General features: G+C 65.1%; 22 protein-coding genes. 4 read left to right on the forward strand and 18 right to left on the reverse strand.

The features are described 5' to 3' along the window. Position 1 precedes the first annotated feature (1 nt). Positions 2 to 622 carry an alpha/beta hydrolase gene (locus V5A38_RS08515; protein ID WP_332325332.1) on the forward strand — a complete coding sequence of 207 codons (621 nt, stop codon included), beginning with the start codon at positions 2 to 4 and terminating at the stop codon, positions 620 to 622. Here the strand turns inward: V5A38_RS08515 and V5A38_RS08520 are convergent. The 8 genes from V5A38_RS08520 to arcS all read right to left on the reverse strand — a co-directional run bounded on the left by V5A38_RS08520 (position 617) and on the right by arcS (position 6,926). Next, positions 617 to 760: a hypothetical protein gene (locus V5A38_RS08520; RefSeq protein ID WP_332325333.1), complete on the reverse strand. Its 144-nt coding sequence runs from the start codon at positions 758 to 760 to the stop codon at positions 617 to 619. The genes V5A38_RS08515 and V5A38_RS08520 overlap by 6 nt on opposite strands. A gap of 136 nt (positions 761 to 896) precedes the next feature. Beyond that, the gene (locus tag V5A38_RS08525; protein WP_332325334.1) at positions 897 to 1,220 is read right to left on the reverse strand and encodes a transcription factor S; all 324 of its coding nucleotides are present in this window, start codon (positions 1,218 to 1,220) and stop codon (positions 897 to 899) included. 34 nt (positions 1,221 to 1,254) lie between these two features. After that, on the reverse strand, positions 1,255 to 1,797 hold the full coding sequence (locus tag V5A38_RS08530) for a hypothetical protein (protein WP_332325335.1): 543 nt from the start codon (positions 1,795 to 1,797) through the stop codon (positions 1,255 to 1,257). Then, entirely contained in the window at positions 1,790 to 2,608 is an 819-nt protein-coding gene (locus tag V5A38_RS08535; RefSeq protein ID WP_332325336.1) for a CopG family transcriptional regulator, read from the reverse strand. The genes V5A38_RS08530 and V5A38_RS08535 overlap by 8 nt, the downstream gene beginning before the upstream one ends. A gap of 133 nt (positions 2,609 to 2,741) precedes the next feature. Further along, entirely contained in the window at positions 2,742 to 3,578 is an 837-nt protein-coding gene (locus V5A38_RS08540; protein WP_332325337.1) for an HTR-like protein, read from the reverse strand. Positions 3,579 to 3,664: 86 nt separating this feature from the next. Further along, positions 3,665 to 4,630 (reverse strand): beta-ribofuranosylaminobenzene 5'-phosphate synthase family protein, encoded by a 966-nt coding sequence (locus V5A38_RS08545; protein WP_332325338.1) that lies wholly within the window; start codon positions 4,628 to 4,630, stop codon positions 3,665 to 3,667. A gap of 3 nt (positions 4,631 to 4,633) precedes the next feature. Beyond that, on the reverse strand, positions 4,634 to 5,020 hold the full coding sequence (locus V5A38_RS08550; protein WP_332325339.1) for a hypothetical protein: 387 nt from the start codon (positions 5,018 to 5,020) through the stop codon (positions 4,634 to 4,636). A gap of 145 nt (positions 5,021 to 5,165) precedes the next feature. Then, positions 5,166 to 6,926, reverse strand: a complete 1,761-nt coding sequence (arcS, locus tag V5A38_RS08555) for an archaeosine synthase subunit alpha (protein ID WP_332325340.1) — start codon at positions 6,924 to 6,926, stop codon at positions 5,166 to 5,168. 102 nt (positions 6,927 to 7,028) lie between these two features. Between arcS and V5A38_RS08560 the strand changes: the two genes are divergently transcribed. Further along, the gene (locus tag V5A38_RS08560) at positions 7,029 to 8,177 is read left to right on the forward strand and encodes an ATP-binding protein (RefSeq protein ID WP_332325341.1); all 1,149 of its coding nucleotides are present in this window, start codon (positions 7,029 to 7,031) and stop codon (positions 8,175 to 8,177) included. A gap of 7 nt (positions 8,178 to 8,184) precedes the next feature. Here V5A38_RS08560 and tgtA read toward each other — a convergent pair whose 3' ends face one another. Further along, complete coding sequence (gene tgtA / locus V5A38_RS08565; protein WP_332325342.1) at positions 8,185 to 9,666, reverse strand: tRNA guanosine(15) transglycosylase TgtA; 1,482 nt, start codon at positions 9,664 to 9,666, stop codon at positions 8,185 to 8,187. Positions 9,667 to 9,758: 92 nt separating this feature from the next. On the opposite strand from tgtA, the gene V5A38_RS08570 reads away from it, so the two are divergent. Then, positions 9,759 to 11,135 carry a hypothetical protein gene (locus V5A38_RS08570; RefSeq protein ID WP_332325343.1) on the forward strand — a complete coding sequence of 459 codons (1,377 nt, stop codon included), beginning with the start codon at positions 9,759 to 9,761 and terminating at the stop codon, positions 11,133 to 11,135. A gap of 18 nt (positions 11,136 to 11,153) precedes the next feature. On the opposite strand, the gene V5A38_RS08575 is transcribed toward V5A38_RS08570, so the two are convergent. The 9 genes from V5A38_RS08575 to V5A38_RS08615 all read right to left on the reverse strand — a co-directional run bounded on the left by V5A38_RS08575 (position 11,154) and on the right by V5A38_RS08615 (position 23,235). Beyond that, positions 11,154 to 11,900 carry a type II CAAX endopeptidase family protein gene (locus tag V5A38_RS08575; protein ID WP_332325344.1) on the reverse strand — a complete coding sequence of 249 codons (747 nt, stop codon included), beginning with the start codon at positions 11,898 to 11,900 and terminating at the stop codon, positions 11,154 to 11,156. A 71-nt stretch (positions 11,901 to 11,971) separates the two neighbouring features. Next, positions 11,972 to 12,562 carry an NUDIX hydrolase gene (locus V5A38_RS08580; protein ID WP_332325345.1) on the reverse strand — a complete coding sequence of 197 codons (591 nt, stop codon included), beginning with the start codon at positions 12,560 to 12,562 and terminating at the stop codon, positions 11,972 to 11,974. A 60-nt stretch (positions 12,563 to 12,622) separates the two neighbouring features. Continuing rightward, entirely contained in the window at positions 12,623 to 13,942 is a 1,320-nt protein-coding gene (locus tag V5A38_RS08585; protein ID WP_332325346.1) for an arylsulfotransferase family protein, read from the reverse strand. Positions 13,943 to 14,010: 68 nt separating this feature from the next. Then, positions 14,011 to 14,517, reverse strand: a complete 507-nt coding sequence (locus V5A38_RS08590; protein ID WP_332325347.1) for an AAA family ATPase — start codon at positions 14,515 to 14,517, stop codon at positions 14,011 to 14,013. Positions 14,518 to 14,629: 112 nt separating this feature from the next. Beyond that, the gene (locus V5A38_RS08595; RefSeq protein WP_332325348.1) at positions 14,630 to 15,133 is read right to left on the reverse strand and encodes a hypothetical protein; all 504 of its coding nucleotides are present in this window, start codon (positions 15,131 to 15,133) and stop codon (positions 14,630 to 14,632) included. Between the two features lie 255 nt (positions 15,134 to 15,388). Then, positions 15,389 to 17,401, reverse strand: a complete 2,013-nt coding sequence (locus V5A38_RS08600; RefSeq protein ID WP_332325349.1) for a SpoVR family protein — start codon at positions 17,399 to 17,401, stop codon at positions 15,389 to 15,391. Beyond that, positions 17,398 to 18,732 (reverse strand): DUF444 family protein, encoded by a 1,335-nt coding sequence (locus V5A38_RS08605; protein WP_332325350.1) that lies wholly within the window; start codon positions 18,730 to 18,732, stop codon positions 17,398 to 17,400. The genes V5A38_RS08600 and V5A38_RS08605 overlap by 4 nt, the downstream gene beginning before the upstream one ends. Next, the gene (locus V5A38_RS08610; RefSeq protein WP_332325351.1) at positions 18,723 to 21,167 is read right to left on the reverse strand and encodes a kinase anchor protein; all 2,445 of its coding nucleotides are present in this window, start codon (positions 21,165 to 21,167) and stop codon (positions 18,723 to 18,725) included. Before V5A38_RS08610 ends, V5A38_RS08605 begins: the two co-directional genes overlap by 10 nt. Then, positions 21,160 to 23,235, reverse strand: a complete 2,076-nt coding sequence (locus V5A38_RS08615) for a serine protein kinase PrkA (protein ID WP_332325353.1) — start codon at positions 23,233 to 23,235, stop codon at positions 21,160 to 21,162. The genes V5A38_RS08610 and V5A38_RS08615 overlap by 8 nt, the downstream gene beginning before the upstream one ends. 466 nt (positions 23,236 to 23,701) lie before the next feature. Here V5A38_RS08615 and V5A38_RS08620 point away from each other — a divergent pair, with 466 nt between their 5' ends. Then, positions 23,702 to 24,142 (forward strand): DUF6653 family protein, encoded by a 441-nt coding sequence (locus tag V5A38_RS08620; protein WP_332325352.1) that lies wholly within the window; start codon positions 23,702 to 23,704, stop codon positions 24,140 to 24,142. The last annotated feature ends 675 nt before the right edge of the window (positions 24,143 to 24,817 follow it).

Here is a 24,817-nt window from a genome sequence, read left to right on the forward strand (position 1 = left end):
TGTGCGGGCCAGCCTCGACAGCCCCGACGAGGGTGTGCGGGCCAGCCTCGACAGCCCCGACGGCCAAACGGGAATCTGCGTCGTCGCCTGCCCACCCCACCCCCAGCACCGTGGCCACCGCGGCGACGACCGAGTGGCCGCCATCAGCGACGTGCTCACGGCCGGCGGCGTCGACTGCCTGCGGTTCGACTACGGCGACTGGGACGAGGGGTACGGCGAACTCGGCGACGTCTACGCCGCGCTGGGCTGGGCGACCGAGCGCTACGACCGGGTCGGCCTCACGGGGTTCAGCTTCGGTGGGTGTCTCAGCCTGCTCGCAGCCGGCGGCACCGGTGTCGACGGCGCCGCTGCGGCGAAGCCCGATATCGAAGCGGTGAGCGCGCTGGCGCCGCCATCGCGAGTGAACGACGACCTCGTCGCGCTTCCGGCGATGGAGCGCATCGACGTGCCCGCACAGGTCGTCTACGGGTCACGCGACGGAATCGCGGACTGGGAGCCGGTCGTCGAGCAAGCGGAGAAACTCGACTGGACGGTCACGGCACTCTCGGGCGACCATTTCTTCGTCGGCAGAACGGCTATCGTCGGGGAGGCGGTCGGGGAGTTCCTGCTCGACGCGCTATGACCGCCCCTCGGCGTAGCCAACGTAGAACCGGACGACGAGGGCGACGACGGCTGCGGTGATGACGAAACCCCAGAAGCCCGACCAGAGCGCGGCGGCGACCACCGACCCAGACTGCTGTCCTGGATCGAGGAGTAGCACCGCGACGGCGACGAGCGCGCCGACGACGAACGGTGCGAGAAACGGCGCGTCGGTCCACGAACCGCCGGCATTGGCGTACTCGACGGCGTAGCCCCAGACGTTGCCGACGGTGAACTGGAGAACTTAGCTCTGGCGCTCAGTTGTACTCCCGCCAGGTGTGGCTGCACTCCTTACAGCGCAGAAACCGGGTCGGGGGCTCGTCGGCCGACGCGGTCTGCTTGATGTCGTACCACGCCTCCCCGTGGCCACACTCCTCACAGGTCACGTCCGAGGCGGTGGGTTTCCCCTCGTACTCCGCCGATTCGTCCGCTTCGATGACGTCGTCGGTCGACTGCTGCTCCGTCGAGACGAACGCTTCCTCGGCCGCGGCGTCGCGCGCCTGGCTGTGACCACAGTCGGTACAGACCATCAGGTCGTCCTCGGCGACCATCATGGAGCCACACGACTCACAGAACTGCATACCGGTCGCAGGCGGTCCGGCCGTGTAAGGCTGTTCACTCCTCGACGACCGAGCTGAGCTCCTCCTCGGCGGCTTCGACTTTGGGACAGTTGCGAACCCGGAAGCTGTCAGTGTCGACCAGCTGCAGAATCTCGGTTCCCCGGTTCGTACAGCCCACCTCGGGTGGCTCGCTGAAGAACTCACAGCGCTGGCAGTACTCCCGCTTATCGATGACGTGCTCGTCGACGTCGGCCGCTGGTTCTACAGTGATCAGCTCTGCGGCCTCGGCCGGCTCCGCCCGGCCCAGTTCGCCAAGCGCCTCCTCGGGGGCCACTCCCTCCTCGACGATTGCCTCCCAGACCGCCTCGGCATCGATATCGCCAACGTCCACCTCCTCGAACAGCTCGGAGCGCTCGGTTTCAGTGGTCGACTGGCTCTCGCTGGCGAGCTCCGAGAGCGGCGCTTCCTCGGGAACCGCTCCGGACTCGGCCGCCGTCGCTTGTTCGGCCTCGATGCGTTCGCGAAGCTCCGAGAGCGGGAGACGCTCCTCCGCCTCGTCAGGGTTCCCCCCAGCCTCGTCGTCCGGCTCCTCAGTCATCCTCCTCGAACACCTCTCCGGACTCTTCGGGCTCGAACGCGTCGCCGGCCAGCGCGGGGCGGTCGCCGACAGTGAGCGTCGCCGAGCCCAGGAACCGGCCGGCAGGTTCGATTCCGTCGAACTGCTCCCGGCAGTGCGGACAGCGCGGCTCCGAGAGCAGCGCGAGCCGAACCGTTTCGCCACATGATTGGCAGTCACCCGCGCTGACTCTCCGGACGTTCGCGTCAGTCTGGAGCTCCTCGACGGCCGTTCGTCGGGCGTTCGCGCTCTCGAGTTCGAGTGCGCGCTTGCGCAGGTCGACGACCGCGCCTGCGAGCGTGTCGAGTTTCCCGTCGACGTCGTCGGCTCGGTCGGTGAGCGACGAGAGAATCGTTTCGTAGTTCTCGAAGCCGCCATCGACGCGCTCCTCGAAGGAGTCGAGCTCCGTCTGGAGCCCGTCGAGGGACTCCGAAAGATCGGCGAGGTCGTCGTCGATGCGCTCGACATCCGACGCCAACGCCGGGTGGTCGTGCTCCGGGTCGGCTTTCGCACGGGCGGTCGTCATCACCTGCACCACCCGGTCGCGAACGTCCTGGATCTGCTCGTCGGTGTCGGCGGCGAGTTCGTCGATGCGCTGCTCCAGGTCGGCCAGCTGCTCGTCAAGCGGCGGCATCTCCACCTCCGCGAGCGCCTCGTCCCGCTCCGAGAGCAGGCGATACGTCGCAAGGGCTCGCGCCAGCACCTCGTCGCGGTCCTGGTCGGTGGTGGCAGTCCGGTCATCGAGCCACTGTTCGAGCCCCTCCGGGATCGTCAGCGCCTGCTCCTCTACCATTGAGCCACTGTTAGATGCCGGGGCATAAGTAACTCATTGGTGTCCTGTTAACGTACTGGTAGTTGTCCCCTAACCGGCGCCTGCTGCAGCCGGCGGCTCAGCCACGACCGCTGACGGCCTGGGACTTCTCGCATCATCGGATTTTCCGTACGTCGCTCACGTCGAAGCCGCCCTCGTGAATCTCCGTCTCGAACTGGACGATGTTCTCCTTCTGCAGCTGTGAGAGCACGCCGCGGAACTGTTTGACGACCATCGTCCGGGCGCGCTGTGAGCCGCCGGACTCCCAGGTGAACTCGAACGTTCCCTCCGAGGCGTCCATCAGCTGCCCGTACTCCGTCTCGGTCAGCGTATCGCTGTTGACCAGCAGGAGGATGAGCCCGTCCCAGGAGTGGGAGGCTTTCGTCACGCCCTTCAGCAGCGTCGTCACGTCGCTCCACTCGACGTCATCGCCCATGGCGCCGACGAGGTCCGAGATGGAGTCGATGATGACGAGGCTTCCCGCCGCGTGGTCATTGAGGTAGTTTCCGAGCGCACCGAGCACGTCGTCGGTGCTCTGGCGCTTTCCCAGGTCCTCTATCGTCGAGGCCTCGCCCATGTACCACTCTCGTGGGATGGGAGAGAGCTGGAAATACTCCGGCGAGAAATCGCGGAACTGGATCGCCTCCGTGACCTTCTCGACGATCTCGTTGGCCATCGTGAAATCCATCTCTCGGGCGATCTCGTCACTGTCGGAGGTGAACGAAAGGTAGTGGACGTCCGGCGGCGTCTCCGCGTTCTCGGGGAGATCACCGTAGTAGAGGTCGAACAGGTCGGCATCGACATCGGCGAGGACGTTCATCGCGGCGGCGGTCTGGGCGAACTCGCGAGCGCCGGCGCCGGACTCGCCGGCGAGCAGCAGCGTACTCCCGGGCGGCGCACCGCCTTGGAGAATGCTGTCGATACGTGCGACGCCGAACGGTAGCCGCTCCATAACGACGAAACGGCCCCCCACCGGATAAAGCGTTCCCGTGTCGCCAGTGAGGAATCACTTTTCCGACAAGCGCCGCCCGCGCCGAGCTACTGGTCGACAGTGGCCCCTCGATTCCGTCCCTCGACGACCAGCACCTCGCCGTCGACACCCGCTGCATCCAACGCCGCTCTCCCCGCGTCGCGTGCGGCCTCAGCGTGGTCCATATCGGTGACGCCGTACACCACTGGTCCCCAGGAGGACTGGCCCGCGCCATACACCGCGGGGGCGTCGGTGAGCGACGCGATAATTCCCCCGACTGGCGGGCGGTAGGTGCCGCCCTGCTCGCCGGCGTACCAGGTGCCGTTGAGTCGCCCCACTTCGCTCACGGCGTCGCCGAATCTGGCGGCGCTCCCGTCGGCGACAGCCGGCAGCACTTGGCGGACAATGATACCTGCGACGCGTTCGGCGAGTTCCGGGGCCGCCTCTGTCACCGCTCGGCGCATCGCCGCGTCCTCGTCGCTGCCGCTCCGGCCCGGCGGCGCGTCCGGCACGACAACGAGAAACCGCCACGAATCGGGGATGCGGTGGTGGGCAGCGACGCTCGGCACAGTCCACTCCCCGAGTTCGGGAGCTTCCGAGGTGAACAGCGCCGTTGGGTGGCCCGAGTCGAGCACGAACCCGCCCCGCTCGAAGGCGGCGACGCCGATGCCCGACCGGCCCCCACGGCCAAGCGCGGGCGCGTGCTCGCGGACAGCCGGCTCGCGGTCATGCGCGCGCGCGACCGCCGTGAGCGTCGCGAGCGCAAGCTGTGTGCCACTGCCAAGGCCGACGTGGCGCGGGAGCGTCCTCTCGACGGTGACCGTCGCACCGGGGACCGTGAGCAGCGAGCAGGCACGCTCGACGTACTCACGAGCCGGCTCGTACTCACACGCCACCGCCTCGGCGCTCTCGGCCTCGACGATCAGCCCTGGCCGGTCGAGCGCGACGCCGAGCGCGCCGTAGAGTCGGTCGTGGGCCAGCGAGAGGTTGCCGAACCCGAAATGCAGCCGTGCGGTGGTCTCGACCCGTGCCACGGCTCAGTCCTTGCCGAACCGGATGCCGTCCTCGAACTGGCGGAAGCTGCGCTCCCGGTCGAGGCGGTCGGCCAGCCACGCCACCTCGCCCAGTTGCGCGAGCAGTTCGAGGTAGCAGTTCCGCCACGCGATGGCGTAGATGGGCGACTGGCCCCACGCCCGGAGTTCGGGGACGAACTCGTCGTAGCGTTCTGCTTTCGCCTCCATCGCCTCCATCGCGTCGACGACAGTCGGCACCGCCTCAGACTCGTCGTTGGCTTCCTCGATGGCGTTGTTGAGACTGTGTTCGATACCCTCCACCGCGCGTTCCATATCCCGTGCCGCCGTGCCATCGTCGTCTGGCAACGAGTCGAGCACGCCGGCGGGGACGCCGAGCGATATCCGGTTCACGCCAGCATCTCGCCTCGCCGCGCGCTTAAGCGTCCCGCCGGCGCACGGCGAGGTAACGCGAAACCGGTTTCGCTCCTTCAGGCTTCGGGTTCCACCGACACCATCGTCGAGAAGCGAGTCGTCCCAGTGTGAAAATCTGCCGTCGTTACAGCTCCTCGACGTGACGCATCTGCACGGCCACGCCGCGGGTCGACTCCGCCATCTCGCTCCCGAACATCTCCGCGCGGCCGATACCGAACGCTTTGGGCCCGGAGACGACAACCTCGTCGCCGGTCCGAATCTCCTCGTCGGCGTCGACGACGCCCGGTGCGAGCACGCTGCCGTGCGGGACGAAGCCGTCGATCTCGACCTGTTTGACCGGCCCGTCGCTCTCGACCCAGTGGCGCGCGCCAGCGACGGTGAACGCGAGCACGCCGTACTGCGGGACCATCGTCGCCAACTGGTCGCCGTCGGCGTCACGCACCTGCAGCTTTGGGTAGCGGCTGGTCGTCTGGATTCCCTCGTCCTCGCCGAACAGCCCCGTTCCGGCACCCTCACCGAGCTGGTAGTCAGTTATCGCCCGAATCACGCGATGCTCGCGCTCGCGCTTGCTGTAGGCCGGCTCGCCCGAGAGCGCCGCCGAGAGCGCTGCAAGCGAGTCGTCCGTGGTCGGGTGCTCCTCGACGGTGTACGCGAACTCGGCGTCGACGTTCGGTTCGACGGTCTCACAGATCTCCGTGTAGCCGCCCGGCGGGACGTGCGCGATGACCCGGTCGTAGTCGTTGCGCTGGAGATAGCGCCGGAGCACCTCGCCCACGAACTCCCGCTCGTCGGCCGTCCAGCGGCCGGTGACGACCGTATCGTACTGCTGGGCCGGGTAGGTGAGCTCCAGTTCCTGCGGGACGACGCCGATGGGCGAGGTCATCGACGCCATGTGGCCGCGCCACTGGACGACGTCGTGGAACTGCTGGTGGCTCTGGGACTCGCTGTACGGTTTCGTCGCCGAGCAGGGCACCAGCACCAGCGGGCCGTCGAACTCGGACTGGTAGCGCGTGGTGACGCGCTCGGCGAAGCGCTGAATTTCGGCGCGACGGATACTGTCGCCGCTCGCGGCCGCGAGTTCGTTGTCGCGGACGATTGGGGTTCGCTCCTCGACGTAGCCGTACTGCTCATCGAGTTCGCGGAACAGCGCGGTCAGCCACTGGTCGTGGCGGGCCTGCCCCTCGATGTAGTCCCGGAGCCGCCCGGTCCGGATGCGTTCGCGGACGATTCGGAGCTCGGCTCGCAGCGCGTGTTCGTTGTGCTCGATACAGTCCTCCTGGGTGAACTCCTCGACGGGCTGCTGGCAGGCCGGACAGGAGCAGGGAAGCTCCTGGAGGTCCTCGACGAACCGCTCGCCCTCGGTAGTGAGATAGAACCCCTCGGCGCCGCGAACCTTCGCTTTCGTCGCGTCGACGAGGTCCACGCCGGCGTATACCAGCGTTGCCACGTTACGCGGGGTCGCCACACCCGACAGGGAGAGTGCGGTGTCGGCCGGGAGCGCCTCCTTCGCCGCCAGGAGCGCGTCACGGAAGCCGGCGGCGTGGCCGACAAATCCCTGTGCGTCCGAGAGCAGATAGGCGTCTGCGCCAACATCGCGGGCCTCCTCGCTGTGGTGGACGGCGGCGGTCGGGGCGTCGAGGTCAGGGTGGTCGACGCGGAACGACTCACGCACGGGCTCGCGGGTACCTGGCGGGAACGCCCGGTGAGGAAGGATCGTCAGCCGCTCGTCGTCGACCGCCGGAACGTCGCGGTCCGCCGCCCAGAGCGAGCCGGCGTCGTCGACGTGCTCGTCGACCACCGCCGGCGTCATCACGGGGTCGGCGAGGCGGAGTTCGCCCAGACGCGCGGCCCCGTCGCGCCGGAGAACCTCGAAATACTCGGTCATGGCTCCGAATCGGACAGCGAGCGCCTTACCACGTTCGTTGTTCGCCGACCGTCGACGCGGTAGCCGATAGCTTGAAGCGCCGACTCCGACCAACACCGAACCATGGCCGGAAGCAGGACCGACGACGGGTTATTCGGCGTGCTGCGTCGCGAGGTGGGGCTGGATGTCCCGTTCGAGGTCGACGGGGAGCCCGACCGGGGCCCGGCACGGGTCGTCGCCAGCGCGGTCATCGTGGTCACCGGAGTCGTCCTCCTGCTCCCGAACATCACGCTCCTGCTGACGGCGCCGATGACGCTTGTCGGAACGCTGCTCTCGCTGCTGGGGACGGTCGTCTCCGTCGGGCTGGTGGCCGGCGGCTACAGCCTCTATCACAGCCGGTTCAGCGACAGTAACGCGGAACGAATCGCGGCCTGGAACGTGGTGGGGCTCGTCCTCGTCGGGCTCGTGTTGCTCGGGATGTTCAGCTACCAGGAAAGCGCCGGCGTCGTGGTCGTCGAACCGACGTTCACCATCACGAACCTGCTCGCGATCGGCGTCGCCGCACACGTCATCGTCGGCGTTTACGACGCCCGGCGCGTCCGGGCCGAAGCGCTGGCCGTGGAGCGCGGGAAGCTCGCGGCGCTGAACCGCGTGCTCCGCGACAGCGTCCGTACCGAGGCGGCAGTGCTGCTGGGGCATACAGAAACCATCAGCGAGCACGCCGAGACCGACGACGTACGGGACACAGCCGACACGCTCAGCCGCCAAACCGACCGCCTCGGCGAACTCACAGACGAGGCGGCGACGGTGATGAACGTTTACGACCGCCACGGGACGGGTATCGAGGAGCACTCGCTCCGCGACGATACCGAAGCCGCCGTCGAAGCTGTCCGAGCGGCACATCCCGACACACAGATTCGGATGGACGTCTCCCGGCTCGCCGTGCAGGCCGACCCGGCACTCCCCGACGCTATCGAGGAACTGGTCGAGAACGGTGTCGTCCACAGCGAGGCAGATGAGCCCCGCGTCGAAGTACGGGCCGCTGAGGAGGAGCGGTGGATCGCACTCGAGATTCGGGACTACGGTCCCGGGATGCCCGAGGACGAGTATCAGGTCGTCACCGGCGACAGCGAGATTACCCAGCTCACCACCGACTCCGGGTTAGGGCTCTGGGTCGCACAGGCCGTCGTCGACGCCTCGAACGGCCGGCTGGATCTCGGCGTTCCCGACGAGGAGGGGACGGTGGTGACGCTGCGGCTGCCGCCGGCCTGACTCGTCGCTACTCGCCCAGGTCCGAGAGGTTCTCCAACGTTACCGACTCAGGCACTGCGTCGAGGGCCTCGTCGGGCCAGCCGTCGTGGCCCAGCGTGAACGCGGTCTTCCGGTTCGCCTCCACGAGACTCCGGATTCCGTCGGCAGCGGCGACGTAGGCCGGCGGCTCCAGATGATCGGGCGTCGCAGCGTTCAGCGGGTAGGTCTCCGAGAGCGACGTCGGATACGGGCCGAACGGTGGCTCGACCCGCCAGACGGCATCGTAGTCGTGGTTCTCCGGCGGGCCGAACTCCGAGAGCAGCATCGTCGACGGCGTCTCCAGGCGGGCGAGGCGCTCGTGATGGCGCAGCACCTCCGGCCGACGAGCGCTCTCGGCCGAGGTGTAGAAGAACGTCCCCTTTGACACCCGGTCGTGCTCCTCCAGCTGTTCGTTCTGGTTCAGCAACGCGCGATAGCCGTCGGCGCTTGCGGGGTGGGCGCGGGCGCGTTCCTCGACCAGTTCCAGGAGAGTCCCCTCGCGGACCGCCTGCCTGACCCGACGGATTTCGGCGAAGGTAACGTGAAGGTTGTGCGCTGCGAGCTGTTCTTCTTTCGCTCGGTCGTCGAGCGCTCGCAGCGAATCCGGGTCGTGCTCGGCACAGACCGGGCAGGGACAGGGGAGGTAGGAGAGGTCCTCCAGCTGTTCGGTCCCCCGGACCGTCAGATACCGGCCGTCGCGGGCGTAGAGCGCGTACGCGGCGGAGTCGAAGAGGTCACAGCCGATAGCGGCGGCCTGGGCGAACATCATGGGATGGCCGGCGCCGAACAGGTGGACCGGGCAGTCGGCGTGGAGGCCACGCTTGGCGGCGGCGGTCACCTCGACCATATCGTCGTAGCGGTAGGCGTTCAGCAGGGGGACGACCGCGCCGACGGGGAAGACGTCGAGGTCGGTTGCAGCGGCGTGGGCGCCCGCCTCCTCCCGCAGGTCGAGGTGCGTCGAGCCTTGCACAGGGGCGTTTACCAGCATCTCGCCAGTGTCGACGGCGGCGGCGTCGGCCAGCGCCGCTTCGGTCCGGTCGAGTTCCGCGGCTGCCTGGTCGTGGCTCACGTCCGGCGGCGTCGGGATGTCGACGGGGGTGCCGATATCCGAGCCGATGTCGTGCTGGAACTGGAGAATCTCGGTTGTCGTGGTGTCAATCTCACCGTATTCCGCGAGCTGGAACGAACCGGAGTCCGTGACGATGGCGCCCGGGAAATCGAGCATCTCGTGAAGGCCTTCCTCGAGGGCGCGCTCGCGCAGGTCGTCGGTTTTGCGGATAATGTAGGAGTTGGTGATGAGGATCTCGGCGCCGAACTCGTCGTGGAGCCGCTGGGGGGAGATCGTCTGGATGTTCGGGTTGATCACCGGCATCAGCGCCGGCGTCTCGACGGTGACTCCCGCCCGTGGCACCGTCAGCCGGCCGACCCGGGCCATCCCGTCGGTCGCCCGGAGTTCGAAAGCGTCTCGCATAACTGGTTCTTCCGCCAGGGCAGCCTAAGGGGTTCCGTTGTCCCGCCCACAGTCCCAGACAGAAATTTATCAGTCCAATCCAAAAGGGAGGTATGCCCTCCAGACGCCAGCTTCTCGCTATCAGTGGCGGACTTTTGACGACGCTGGCTGGCTGTGGCTCCGACGACGCCGGAACGGACTCCGGCACCCCGACGGTCACGGACAGGGGAACGAGCACAACCGGCATCGACGGCAACGTCACCATTGGAGTTGAACGGGACGCGTACCTGTTTCACGCGGAGTTCATCCCGCGGTCGGTGATTGGTCCCCAGGAGCACCAGACGACGATGCTATCGGAACTGAACGACACGACGCGAGACGCGGTTCAGACGGCGATAACGGAGGAGCGGTACACGACCTCCGACCCGTCGACAGCGCTGCTCGACGGTATCGACGACGTTTCTCTTCTCGAGTATCAGGACACGTACTACGTCATCTCGCATACGTTCCCGACTCACACGCTCGTTCTCGAGAGCGTCGTGCCAGAGAACGCTCCAGCTGACCGCACAGTCTCCCGCAATAGCCGCCGTGTCCAGGAGATCGAGGTAATCAGGGAGCCGATCCTGACCATCCTCCCGAGCCCGAGTTCGCCGGGCGAACCGTACGTGACGACGCAGCTGTCCGACACCCTGCGCGACTTCCTCGACCAGTACGATTACTTGCGCTACCCGGGCGGTATCGGCGAACTGGTGCTGAGGAAGACAGTCCGGGCCCCGCCACACACAGTGACTGCCGCGGAGGCGTCGGACCAACGGCTCTACAACCGAGACGTACACGAACTCGAATCGTTCACCGAAACGAGTCGCCAACTCATTCGAGAGACCCTGAACGATCAGCAGAAGACGCCGCTCTGGAGAGCAGTCGGCTCCCACCGAGTGTTTCCCGGGGACATCCCACAGCGGCTACTGGAGGCGGGGCATCTCACCGTAACCGTTGACGGGGCGATGTACAATATCCGCGCGGACCACATCCACTGGAGCGACCTCCCGTTCGAAATCTCCGCCAGCGTCGTCGATGACTCGCTCAGCTCTGAGGCGTCGGCCCGCATCGAACTCCAAGCGACGAACCGGTGGCCGGAGGCCGCCAAACTTGCCATGCCGGGCATCGCGCCGTTCGGCGTGCTCCGGGCGTACGGCCCGGATGGGGAACAGCTTCTCTGGACGCCCGAGTACGAGCAGAGCGACGATGTGGTTCTGGAGAACGGAACACTCCGCCCGCAATCGCCGGCGGAGGTGTCCGTCTCCCCGGATGAACGCGTGCAGACGGTGTACGAGTTCGGCTGGGTCGCGGAGCAGATTACGGCCGGCAGCTACGTCGTCCCGGGTGTCGTCTGGGCCGAATGGCCGACAGAACCGGGCCAACACCAGCCGGAGCGTGACTGGCGATCTGATCTATTCCCGTATACGCTGACCCTCGATGTCAGGGGCTAACGGAGCAACGTGACTTCCTCAGAACAGCACTGCCCCACCGCCCATATCGGTGGTCGCCTGCGCGTACAGCGCGATGAACAGCAGCGCGTCGTAGCTGCCGTGGACGAGGATGGGGACGACGAGGTTGTCCGTGTACTCGTAGATGCCGCCGAGGATGAGGCTCGGCCCCATCAGCACCACGAGCGAGGTGAGTTTGGCCGACAGCGGCGCGCCAAATGAGAGCGCCGGCAGGTGGATGGCGACGAAGATGATGCTCGCGACGACGACGCCCGACACCGGGGGGAACACCTCACGGATGCGGTTCTGGACGACGCCACGGAACAGCAGTTCCTCGCCCGGGCCGATGAACAGGTAGGCGCCCGGGATCAGCAGTAGCAGGATCTCCGGGTTCTCCATCCCCATCTGGACGACGTTGTTCTCGGCCGTTTCGGCGCCGAAATACTGGATCACCTGACTCGCCGCCATGAGATAGATCATCGAGAGCAAAAGTGCGCCGACGGCGACACCGAGCCCCCGGAGCGATGGGAGCCGGACACCGATACTGGCCAGGGAGATCTCTCGGCGTCGGAGATAGAGATAGCCGACGCCCATGAACGAGAGCCCCTGTGTGAGAAACAGCGTCAGCCCGATGCTGACCACGGGACCGATCTCGACGCCCGCGGTACTGAGCGTGAGTCCGGTTGCTAACAGCAGGACGAGTGAGACGAGCATACCGAGTACGCCGACGCCGATGCCGACGCCGATGGCGCGGAGCCGAGAGCGCATGAATGTGCTGTAGGGACGCGACGGCATAGGGGTTCTGTCCGCGGCTCACCGTTCCGAGACGGGGGCCATCGTCACAGTTCGTACCGGCTCACTGCCAGCACTGCCCGGCCGTCACGCACGTCGCCGCGGCCCACGGCCTCGACAAGGTCATCGTAGGCGACGGTCTGCGTTCGGATGCTCTCGTTGTGGTCGAGTTCCTGGGTAGCCGTCGGCTCACAGCCGTGGGCGACGAACGTGTGGTGGACCGAGTCGGCGATGCCGTTGACCGGCTCCGTCGTACAGAGATGTTCGAAGCGCTCGGCCTCGTACCCCGTTTCCTCGCGGAGTTCGCGAGCCGCCGCTTTCCGGAGGTCGTCGTCCTGGTCCTCGACCCCGCCTGCGGGGAGCCCGCGGTTCAGTCGCCGGACGGGCTGACGCCACTCCTCGATGAGCACCACCTCGTCGCCGCCGGGGAGAAACGGAAGGACGACGACCGCACCGCCCTCCTCGACGTGGTGGTGCTCGGTCTCAGTTCCGTCAGGCAGCACGACACCGTCCCGCCGGACGTCGAATCCGGGACAGCTGTAGTCGATCTCTGAGTCCCGTGTCTCCCAGGCCAGTTCGTCGTCCCCCGCCGCATTCCCGGCGTCGCTGTCGGGCCAGTCATCGTCGATTCCGGACATACCGATGGATGTGACCGCGGGGAGAAAGCAGGCACGGTCGGCGCCGAGATGGCGGACTGCTCAGCCGCGGGTGCGCCAGAGCGCCCGCGCGCCAGCGCCGGCCAGGCCAAGCGAGGCGAGCGTCAGAAGCAGCTGCGGGCCGGTGTACCAGAACGGCAGCCACGGGAAGACACCGCGGAGCAGTACCGCGGCGTTGGAGACCAGCGGGATGCCCGAGGAGCTCCGCTCGCTGTCCTCAGGAGAGCTCCCGACGTACCACTCCCCTTCCGGCGGTTCGCCGTATGGCACCCGGTCAGCCTCGTAGGGGATGCGCTGGGTTTCGACGGACCAGACGACGGAGCCGTTGCGGTCGATTTCGAAGATACGCTTGTTGAGCGTGTCCGTCACGAGCGTGTTGCCGTTCGCCAGCCGGTCGGCGTCGCGGGGCCAGCGCAGGTCGATGCCGCCCGCGCGTTCGAGCGTCCATGCGACCTCCCACTCGCCGTCCGCCCGGTGGAGTTCGGCGATACGGTCGTTGTCGCTGTCGGCGACGAGTACCGCCGCCTCACCATCGCCGCCGGGGTCGCCGCCGAGCCACTGCGGGTTGTGCTGGTGGTCGAGCACCTCGGGGTTGCCACAGCGGACGTCGCCGTCACCGTCCTGGTCGGCAAGCTGGCTGTTCCGCTCGCAAGAGGCGTCGCTGCTCCCCTCCTCGTCGGTGTTGATGGTCTCGATGACCCCCTCACCGCGCTCGATGACGAGTATCTGGTTGGCGTTGCGCACCGAGACCATGTAGACGCCCTCCTCGATGACGTCCACGTCGTTGATGTGGAGCCAGTCGGTTCGGGTCGGGTCCTCGGGTGCCTCGTAGTAGCTGCTGGCGTTCCACTGCCAGACCGTCTCGTCGTTCGTTACGACCACGAGGCGCTCGTTCTCCATGTCCGAAAAGAGGAACTCGCCGTCGCCGAGCTGCTCCACGTCGTGAACCTCGCTGTTCCCCTCCGACCGGACGGGGAAGGAGTACTCGGAGACGATCTCATCGGTGTCGGGGTCGATGATGCGGAAGCCGGTGTGGGTACAGGGTGACTCGTAGGGCCCACAGTCCTCGTAGCCGCCGTGCATGAAGCCCGCCATCACGCTCCCGTTGTCGAGTCGAGTTACGTCGAAGTAGCTGTCCGTGTCGCCGGTTTCCCACACCACCTCGCTCCCCTCGACGGACTGGATACTGCCGTATTCGTGCCAGCCGGGGCCGCCGCCCTGAATGCCGATAAGCGTTCGCTCCTCGCCGTCAGTGCTCCCGACCGAGGCGTCGGGGGCGACGGCCGCGCTCACGCCGAGGGTGGCGACCAGCAACACGACCCCCACGACGAGAAGCGCCGAGCCGCGCGTCTGCGAATCCATTAGTAGATGAGGGACGGCGGTGGGTAAAAACGCTTGTCAGTCAGTGTTGGCCGACGGTACGCGGCGGGTCAGACAGTCGCGACGGCCGCGAACGCGTCGTCGACGGTATCGAGCGTCTCCGCCAGCGTCCCGGAGTTATCGACGACGAGGTGGTCATCGCGCTCCAGCGGTTCGAACTCGGCTTTCAGCTTCTGGTGGATGGCGAAATCGGCGTCGCTCGGGTCGTCGGCGCGGGCGCGGATGCGCTCGCGGACCGTCTCCTCCTCGCAGGTTACCCGGACGAGGCGGAACGCCACGCCGGCGTCGGCGGCGACGGCCGCCGCGCGCTCGCGGAGCGCCTTCCGGCGGAACGTGCCGTCGAGCGCGACGTGCGCACCGTCCGCCGCGGCATCGCCGGCACGTTCGAACAGTTCGTCGTAGACGGCGGCCGACTCCGCCGAAGTGTACTCGGGCTCGGGGGAGAGCTCCTTCCGGACCACGTCCGTCCGGAGCAGCCGTCCGTCGAGCCGCTCGGCAACCCGTTCGGCCACGGTCGATTTGCCGGTGCCGGGATGGCCGCAGACGAGAACCAGCATTCGGAGGAAGAACTGAGAGCGACCTACAAATAGTCGGCGGTTCCACGCAGCGGTCAGAATCGGACGTCCAGGAGTGGTCCGTCAGCGGGAACGCGGGAGCTGTCGCTGGCAGCTAGTTCTCGTCCGACCCGATGAAGCCGGATAATCGGTCCCGAACGGTACGCAGTGGTGTAGAATCTGTTTCTTCGGACGACTGCTCGTCCGAATGCGGGTCGAAATAGAGGTACGGAAGCAGTATCTCTCCGGCGTCGGTGAGCTCGATCGTCCCGCGGTGTTTGCCGAACTCGATGACGCCCACGTCGTCCATCTTCGGAAGGTGGACCTGATACAGACTGATGTAGACGCGTTTTCGCTGCGTCGAAGAGAGCGCCTCGATCTCGATGTCGTTTTCCCGCGCAGCAAGAGATTCCGCCAAATCGCTGAGTTCAGCCTCGCCATCGTTCCGTTCGAGGTATTCGAGCGTTTCACGCCGGCGGGGGTTTTTGAGAATGGTGAATATCTCGTTTTTCGTGAGGCTGACCTCGTCGTTCGCATCCGATTGTTCCGCGTCGCGCTCCCCATCACTGTGCTCCTGGCTCTGTGTATTGGGGTTGGTACCCCTGTCACTGGCGTTCATGCTGTTTACCTGTTGATGGTTATGTCACAGTCCTCTGCCTAAGGATTACCGGCGAGGATAGCCCCAAGAGAACGTCCCGGATCGGAGCTCGATTTCGGCATGGCTCCCGAGGGGCCCACTCGTCGTGAGTAGTAGTTATCGCTCACCGTACGGGTGTCGGCCAAACTCGATTCCTCACGCGGCTTGCAGCGAGATGTTCGATTCGGTTACCGATCCGTCCAGCCAGACGCGGCCGAGCAGCGACCCCGGTCGGCGTTACCGCCTGGGCCACTGGGACGGCGTGGTGTCGTAATCGATCTCGTCGGCGGCGATATCTTCGACCATGTCGTCCTCAAGTTCGCGCACCCGGAATTTCTCGCCGTCGTATCGCAGCATGACCCCGACCTCCACGGGTGTGGGTTCCTCGTTTTTGTGTCGCGCACGCTCGACCACCTCCTCGGTGAACCGTTTGTCGATCGTTTTGAGGTTCACCGGGCGGCCCCAGAGCTCGAACAGCCGCTCCATCACGTCCTTCATCTGGTCCATATCCAGGCGGATGCCGTTGTACTCGTGGGCGAGCAGCAGTTCGCCCTGGTTCTGGTAGTTGATCTCCCGAACCCCGACGCGGGGTTTCCCGAAGTTGGTGAACTCGAGCAGGAGCTTGTTGCGGACGTCCTGGACCTCGGTGCTGCTGACGCGGAACCCATCCGAGAGGTGGCTGTACTCGTAGGCGAACAGCCCGTGGTTGTCCACGAACTCCTGAGTGAGATACTCGTCGATGAACGTGACGTCGTTCTTGCTCTCTCGGACTTCACGCATCCGTTTCCAGCCGGCTTCCTTGTCGACGGCCGCGAGCGCCCCGTCGACGCTGTCGAAGCGGTCCGTCTCGAGGACGTACCGGGAGAGCTCCTCGATTCGTGCGCGGTTGATATCGGAGAGGAAGCTGCGGTTCGCGGGCTGGACGAGCGAGTAGTGGCGCTCGACCATCGCCTGGTAGGTCAGCACCTTCCACGGGAACTCGTCGACGTCGACGTCGCCGTTCCGTGCAGCCTCGAGCCCCTCGTGGTCGAGATACGTGTCGTCGAGCGCTGCGACGGCGTCGAGGGTCGAGCTGTCCACGCTGGCGATGGCGTCCGGCGGCGCGAGTTCCTCGAGCACGTCCTCGAAATCGATAGCGTCGTGGAAGTTGCGCCAGGTGATGCCGTCCACCTGGAGGAGGTTGGTGATAACCTCACGGCGGTTCGCGCGGTTCTCCACGTACTCCCACAGGGACTGACCGAGTGCGTAGGGGTTCATCCCCTGGGACTGGAGGACTTTGGACTGCTTGTCGGCGTACCGGATGAACTCGTCGACGCCGGCGAACAGCTCGTCGCTCATCATCGTCGATTCCCAGTAGGCGGCCCAGCCCTCGTTCATCGTCTTCGTCATGCGCTGGGGCGCGAAGTAGTAGCTCTCCATCCGCAGCATCGCCAGTACGTCCTTCTGCCAGTCCTCGAACTGCACCGCCTCCGCCCCCGATTCGTCGTACTGCTCGCCGAACGTGTACAACAGTCCGAGCAGGTCGTACTCCGGCTCCGGCAACCGCTCGATGCTCTCCTCGGTCTCCTCGTCGTCGATCCACTCCGAGAACACCTGGTCGGTGATCTCGTCGGTCAGATCGAGCTCCGCAACGCGTTCCTCACGGGAGATATCCGTCTCGTCGCCGTCGTAGGCCTTCTCGGCATGCCGCTGTACCGGCATGAACTCGGACCACTGGTCGATCTGCATCTCCACCGTCAGGATGTGGTCGATGAACTCCTCGACAGTGTCGCGACCGATATCCGGATCCTCCATGTACTCCTGGATCGTCTCCGCGTGCCGGGAGAGCATCCGGGCCGCGTCCGGCGCCTCGCTGAACATCCCGAACCATCGGTTGTTCGCGAAGAAATCCGAGTGAGCCTCCACGTGCGTGATCACCGATTTCTGGTCCGAGAACTCGTTTGACACCTGCAGGAACGCGTGGGAGGGGTCGCTGTTGTTGACGATCTCGAACGCTTTTCCGCCCATGAACTCCTGGCGCTCCTGCTGTTTGTACTGCATCCCCCAGCGCCAGTGGGGATACCGAGTCTGGAACCCTCCCTGGGCGATCAGACCGCGCATCTCGTCGTACGAGACCAGCCAGTAGAGCACTGGGCGCGGGTGCAATCCGAGCTTCTCGGCCAGTTCGCGAGCGTCCGCGACCGGCCGCTCCAGTCGCTCTTTGATGCGCTGTGCCTTCCGATCGTCGCTACTCCGGACGGAACCACTCATTGTGAATCCTCCGTCGACAGAATGGTTTCGATCGCACCGATCACGTCGTCCCGCGTGTTGACCTCCGTGATAGCCACGTTCGACCCTTCGTCGAAGTGGTCACGCAGTTCCTCGCCGTGGGTACTCCGCGCCGACGACCCCGGCTGGGTCTCCACGTAGCCGTGGAGGTTCGCGTCCAGTTCCTCCATCATCGGGATCACGTTCTCCGTGGTGTCGCCGGTGCGGTTCTCCCCGTCGCCGGCCGCGAACACGTACCGATTCCACTCCGCCCACGGGTACTCCTCCTCGAGGAGTTGCTGTGCGACCTCGTAGCCCGACGAGATCTGCGTGCCGCCGCCGGACTCCAGGCGGAAGAACTCGTCCCGGCGCACCTCCCACGCCTCCGCGTTGTGTGCGATGTAGATGAACGCCGCCTCCTCGTACTTCCCGGTGAGATACCAGTCCAGAGGCACGAACGTCCGCTCGACGAGCTCCCGCTTCTGTTGGCGCATCGAGCCGGACACGTCGCGGATGTTCACCACGACGACGTTCTTCTCGTACTCGGTCTGGATCTCCGGATGCCGGAACTGCTGGTCCTCGCGCCGCAGCGGCACCTCCTCGATTCCCTCGCGCCGGACCCGCGCCTCCACCGGCTCGTATTCGACGTGGTCCTCCATCTCCTCGATGCGCTCCCAGGTCGCCTGCTCCTCGGCGGCAACTTCCTCGGCAGCCTCCGCGACCCAGTCGTAGGAGACGGTGATGTTGTTCTCCCGTGCCCAGGCGAACACCTCGTCGGCGCCCCAGCCGTCGACTTTGAGCGCCTCCCGCACGTACTCCTCGTCGAACTCGGTCGCGAGCTTCCGTTTCAGCCCTTCCGTGAACCACTCCTCCAGCATCAGGGTGCTCCGGGTGCCGCGTTCGGTCACGTCCTTCAGCGGCCCTTCCGTTTCCTCGGCGACCTGCTTTCCCTTGGGCTCCAGCTCCAGCTCCAGCTCGTCGTCGAGCTCCTGGGCGAACTCCTCGGGGTCCATGTCGTAGTAGTCACTGTGCGCTTCGCCTTCCTCGCCGGCTTCGTCGTCGCCTTCGTCATCGCCCTCTCCCTGCTGGGGCTCACCCGGCACCTCGACCGGCTGGCCCTGGTCGGGCTGTGCATCAGCGTCACCGGCCATCCCGACCCCGCCCTTGTCGATCGGGTCGTAGGCGATCTCGGGCAGGTCGACGATCTTCACCGGGATCTTGATGTTCTCCTCGGTCGACGGTTCGAACTTCCCCTCCCGGATGAACGCCTGGAGGTCCTGTCGGTACTCCTCACCGACCGCTTCGAATCGCCGGATGTGGTCTTTCAGTCCCATAGATGACGGGCCTCGTTCATCACACGGCGCGAGACGAGCTCGGCCGACGCCGCGGAGTAGCCGAACATCTCCTGCATGTTCCGGATGCTCTCGGCTTTCACCTGCGCCGTCTGGGTGTTCTCCTTCGGAGCGTCCCACTGCGCCGGGTCCAGGTCCTCGAACGCCGACCGGACATCGCTCCAGTCGTTGGTCTCGATGGCAGTGCTGAGTGCGGGCACGTCCCGGTAGTCGACGTCCTCGATGTCGAAATCCTCGCCGCGCTCCTCCCAGAGGATGTTGTTCACGGCGACGATGATCTCGTCGCTGCGGAACTCCCTGACCGCCCCACTCGGCTCCGTGCCGTCGTACTCGTCCGTGTCGAAGCGACCGAGCGCCTCCGTCTCGAACAGCTTCATCGTCATCGCGTCCGGGCGGTCTGTCTCACCAGTCCCCGTCTCGATCGTCTCGTCGGTCCCCCACGCGAACACGTGCTCGATGTACTCCTCGACAGCCCCTCGGGAGACCCCTTCCTCACGCAGAATCGCTTCGCGGACGTCCTCCTCCTGCTCCTCGAAGATCCGGTCTTTCACGTTCACGAGCAGGGTTTCGAACCGTGCGGCCTCCGCGCCGGAGAACACCGGCGTCGTGGCCAGCCGCGTTGCCATCGCGTCGAGCACGTCTCGGGGCAGCACGACGTCTTCGACCGGGAGACTCTCGTGGTAGCGATCGGACGGCTCACTCACCAGCGTCGAGAGGACGTCCCGCGTGTACGTGATGGGGATGCCGGCCGTCCCGTCGGCCTGGTTGTCCGGCCAGTCGAAATCCTCTTTCTCGAGTTGCTCGTCGCCGATGTGGATGTAGCCGTGGTCGTACAGCAGGGCTTTCTCTACGATACTGAGCTGCGGGGGGAGCCCTTCGCTGTCCAACCGGGAGACGACGTTGTACAGCGCGGCCGCCTGGATCGTGTGTGGCGCGAGCTCGCGGGTCACCACGCCGTCAGTGCCTTTGTCGGCGCTTCGGTCCGCATGGGTCGCCTTGATATCGAGCGTCAGCGGCGCCCGGACGTTCGTCTGGATCTCGGTCTCGTCCTGCATCGTCCACAGCTCGGAGGAGTTCGTGAGCTCGCGCCACAGCAGCTGGGCCTCCAGGCTCACGTTCAGCAGGTACCGGAACTCGTACTGGGTGAGGCGGCGCTTCAGCGCTTTCAACGGGTCCGCGTCGTTCCGGTCCTCGTACTGGTCGAGTTCGACTGTCAGGTCCGGGTTCGAGATGATGATGAGCTGCGTGTCCACGTCCATCCCGATGCCCTTGTCCAGTTTGACGTGCTCCTCGTCGGGCACGTTCAACAGATTCTCCAGCAGGTCGCTGTGTTTGGCCGCGTCCTCGACCACCGTCAACAGGTTGTTCCCCTGGCTGAGCACACCGTCGTAGCTGAACGCCTGGGAGTTCTTTCGGCCGCGGGAGTCCAGTTCACGAAGCATCCCCGGCATCCACGCTCCGACGAGCCGTTCCTTCGGCGACCCGTCGTCCTCGGTGTGCAGCACGCCGATGCCCTGTCCTTCCTCGACGACGTAGTTCTTCACACGGAGATGCTCCGGCGCCGTGATCGCCGAGAAGATGTCGTCGTCGTTCCGGTACTCCTCGGCCAGCGTCTCGTACATCTCGCGACTGAACGGCGGCAGTTCGCCGTTCACGGTCGTCTCGATCGGGGACGGGTCGACGCTGTTCAGATCGCCCAGCACGTCGTGGCGCGCCGCTTTCGGTAGCACCAACAGCGGGTGAGCCTGCACCGGGCTCTCGTACCAGTCGGCCTCCCCGATAGAGCTGTCGTCGCCGTACGTGAGCGGGTCCCGGTTGCGTCCGGTCGCCGCAGTCGTGTTCCACTCGACAGTGTATCGGCGGCCCTCTGGGGTCTTGGAGAACGCGTGGAGCCCGTTGATGAGACAGCGTTTCAGTTCGGACTTTCCGGTCGCGGTCGGCCCTTCGAACCAGATGATGCTCTCCTGTTTGCCACGGTTCGACGCGATTGCTTTGAGATCCTGAACGAACTGGTTCAGAATCTCGGTGTTGCCGAGCACCGCGTGCTCACCGTCATTGTACGGGTCGTCGAAGAACCGGTAGCGTGTTTTCTCCTCGCCCTCCTCGATGACGGTTCTGGTGCCCATCGCCTCGATGGCGTGGAGCAGGTACTTCGTGCTGTGGGCGGCCGCAACGGGATGCTCGAAGATCCGCTCGACGTACTCGTGGAACGTCAGCGTCTCGTCGAACTGCTCGGCGAGTTCGGCGTCCGCCGTGCTGATGTAGCGCTCCGGGTCCACACCAGCGCCCTCGTCGCTGTCGAGTTCTGTGGTCGTGAGCTCCTCGTCGATCGCGTCCGTGGCGGTGCCGGGCGGGTCGGTCGCGGAGCTGTCGATGTGGGCTTCCGGCTTCTCGGAAGCGGTCGAGTCCTCACTCATCGTCCTGCATCTCGTCTTTGGCGACCTTCGCGCCAGCGAACTCCAACACCTCCATCGCGCCGCCTTCGGAGTAGCCGCGGTCCTCCAGGGCGGCGACCCACTCGCTGCGGTCCTCGTCGTCGATCTCGCCGGTGTTCACCAGCGCGGAGTAGTTGATGTTGTGTTTCTTGTCCTCCCAGAGCTTCCGCTCCAGTGCCCGGCGCAGGCGCTCGTTGTCTTTGGGGCTGAAGCTCTCTTTTTGCCGGGCGCGCCGGCCGACCCAGTTGCTGACCTCCTGGCGGAAGTCGTCCTTGCGTTCGTCCGGGATATCGAGCTGCTCCTCGACGGCGCGCATGAACGTCTCGTCGGGCGCTTTCTCCTCGCCGGCAACGTCGTCCTCGACGGTTTCGTCGTTGATATACGCCATGACGTGATCCATGTATTTTTCCCCCTGCTCGCGGATCTCGTCGAGGTCGTACGCGAGCGCGTGTCGAACGTCCTCGATCGCCCGGTCCTCGTACTCGTCGCGGACCTCGCCGATGAACGCCCCGTAGTCACCGAGGCGGTCCGTGTCGACGCTCCCGTGGTGTTCGAGGTTCTCCTCGATGTAGGAAAGCACCGTCAGCGGGGAGATGTACTCCTGCTCACGGGGCACGGCGTCCGTGATTGCCTCCGCAATCTCGTCGGCGAGGAACCGGGGTGAGACGCCGTCCATCCCTTCGGACTCCTGGGCGCGCTGGTCCCCTTCATCCCGGAGTTTCTCAGGGTCGAAATCGTCGGCGGCGGCGGCCTCACCGTTGTAGACCTTCGCTTTCTGCATCCGGTTGATGTCGTGCTCGGTGGGCTCCTGGATGCGCGTCAGCACCGCAAACAGCGCCGCCATCTCCAGGGTGTGTGGCTCGACCGTGATGTCGTCGATATCGGCGTTCTCGAGCAGCCGTTCGTAGATATCCGCTTCCGCCTCGTACTCGAGGACGTACGGATAGTCGATGCGTTTGGTCCGGTCGTTGAACGCTTCCATCTTCTCGTCGTCCCGCTTATCGCGGTACTCCGGCATGTTCGACCGGCCGACGATCACCTGGTCGATGTCGATACGGGGGTTGTTCCGCGGCTTGATGGTGCCTTCCTGGGTCGCGTGCAGGAAGTCATAGAGGAACTCCCGCTGGAGTTTGAGCAGCTCCTCGCCGCTGAAGATCCCGCGGTTCGCGTTACAGAGCGCGCCGGAGTAGTCGAACGCGCGCGGGTCGGACTCGCCGTAGATGGCGAGTTTCGAGTAGTTGATATCCCCCGTGAGCTCGGTCTCGTCCTGGTTTTTCTTGTCCTTGGGCTCGAACGTCTCGATGCACTCACGACGGTTCTCGTCGGCGACGAGGCGGACGATCTCGACGTGGTTCGAAAGCACCGTCTCGAAGTCGTCGTCGTAGTGGTCCAGCAACTTCTCCAGGTAGAAGGCGGACTCGGGGTCGAGTGCCTGGTCGTTGCGCAGCGTGTAGTTGGTGCCGAGGTTCTCGTTTGCCTTCCCGAGGACGCGTTCGCGGGAGTCCCGCGGCAACAACACGAGCGGGTCCTGGTTCATCGGCGACCGGACCGTGTCGTCGGACGGGTCCTGGTCGTCGATAACGTCACAGAGGTCCACCCAGCGGAAGGTGTACATCCTGCCCGCATCCCGTCGGGTGTAGTCCTCGAAGTAGCGACGCACGAGCTGGTCGAAATGCGACTTCCCCGAGCCGACCGGCCCGAGGAGGAGTTTGATGCGCCGCTCGGGACCTAACCCCCGCGCTCCGGATTTGACTTTGTTCACGTAGCGATGGATCGATCCATGGACGTTCTCCCCGAAGAAGACGTTCTCACCGTCATGCAACGGGTCTTCGCTGGCCAACGTGTATCGCACCTCGCCTTCGGTTTCGGGTTCTTCACGCCCGTAGTAGTCGAACATATCCGCGAGGCGTTGGTGCGCGCTACGCGCGATTTTGGGGTGGGAGACCACCTGGTTCAGATACCACTGACAGGAGTAGCTCTCGCGGAGATCGTCCGGGACGCCCGCTTTGTAGTCGTCGCTGATTGACGACAGTGAGACGTCCTCGTCGATCGGTTCTACACTGTGAGCGGCGGACTCTACGTCTGAGCTTGGGCTTCCGGTTTCGCTCATGATTCTGTGTTAACCGGGGCGGGAACCGCGACGACGGCCGCGACTTCACCGTGATAACTGACGTCCCCGTTTCGAGACAGGGACTCTGTTCATCATTAACAACCAACACACATAAGCCCTTCTGCGACAACTTTTTGAGGATGTAAACGCCCCGGTCGAGAAATGCTGTCTAGCGGGCGCCGGTCGTGGCTGGTTGCTGCTGTCGAGGCACGGCGTGGTTCTTGCCCTGTCGCTGCGGACGCTGTCAGCCGGTTGCGGCGGAACTATCGAGAGTGGCTACAGAAAAACCGGACGACGTTCTCGGCGACGCCGATGAACCGCTTACCCCGTTCTCCGAGACGGTCATCTCTGACCGTCTGTCGAGTTCCGAGTCGAGTTATTTGGTTCTCGGGAAGAATCTTCAGCTATGGTATTCCAGGTACCCGATCAGCTCGAAGCGCAGTTCTGGGCCCGCCATTCGAACCCCAAAAGCGGATGGTCGCGGGTCTCGACTGGCCCTCTCCTCGTGTATGCCGTCTACCACCGGAAATGGCGACTCCTCGTCGCCGGACTCCTCTGGACGGCTCTCAATCCGGTTCTGTTTCCACCACCTGAGGACGATGCGGCGTGGATGACCCGCGCTGTGCTCGCTGAACGCTGGTGGATTCGGGATGAAGGAAACCGGACGGTTGGACTCTCATACCCGAACATCTGTAACGGTGGAAGTGCAGCGGCCACAGCGTACACGCTGTACGCCGCGTGGCGCCAGAAGCCAGTCGGAACCACGCTCGGGACCGTTCTGGTACTCGGCTTGAAGCTCTGGTGGGTACGGGTGTTGGTCAGACAGTACGACCAGCGGATGGACTAACTGCCGATTGTTCGGAGAGAGACGCTCTGAATCCATCACTGGCTCTTGGGACCCTCAGTACACACGCATTCGAATGCAGAGGCTCAGTTACGAGCAGAATCTCCGAAACGTCCGGAGCCCCATGGGTATACCGTGCAACTTCTTCAAGCGGTCGAGGATAATGCTCCGAGGCGGGAACGAGGGGCGATCCACATCGGCGTCAATCCTCTGTGGCGTCGGATCGATACTCGATAAACCCTGTCGAAAGGACTGACAATACTCCTCCAACCAGCCCGACTTTCAGACCAGTCTGGTGGTTCCGAACCTTCCGGCCGATCAGATAGAAGAGGAGACCATTGATAGCGAAATTGATAAGAAAATTCCTGGATCGTGACATCGCACGTGTCAATATACATCGGCATCGGCAAATATCGTTGCCCAATCGTTACTCAGTAACGATCGCTGTTGGACTCCCCGTGTGTTCTCGGTCAGAGCGGGGGGAAACCGCCCTAGCCGTGCCTAGAACCCGTTCAGCGACTGTTCATCAAACAACCCAATTAGTCGCACCGAGAGGTGCAATACTGTGGTTGTAAGGAAGGTTGTGTACTTATCGAAGTCACTCACCACATTGAGGCGGGCTCTCACCATCTGGTTCGAACTGAAACAGCTGTTCAGTTGGTGTGCTATACTTTCCAA

The sequence above is a fragment of the Halolamina sp. genome, assembly GCF_036626355.1.
Classification (GTDB): domain Archaea; phylum Halobacteriota; class Halobacteria; order Halobacteriales; family Haloferacaceae; genus Halolamina.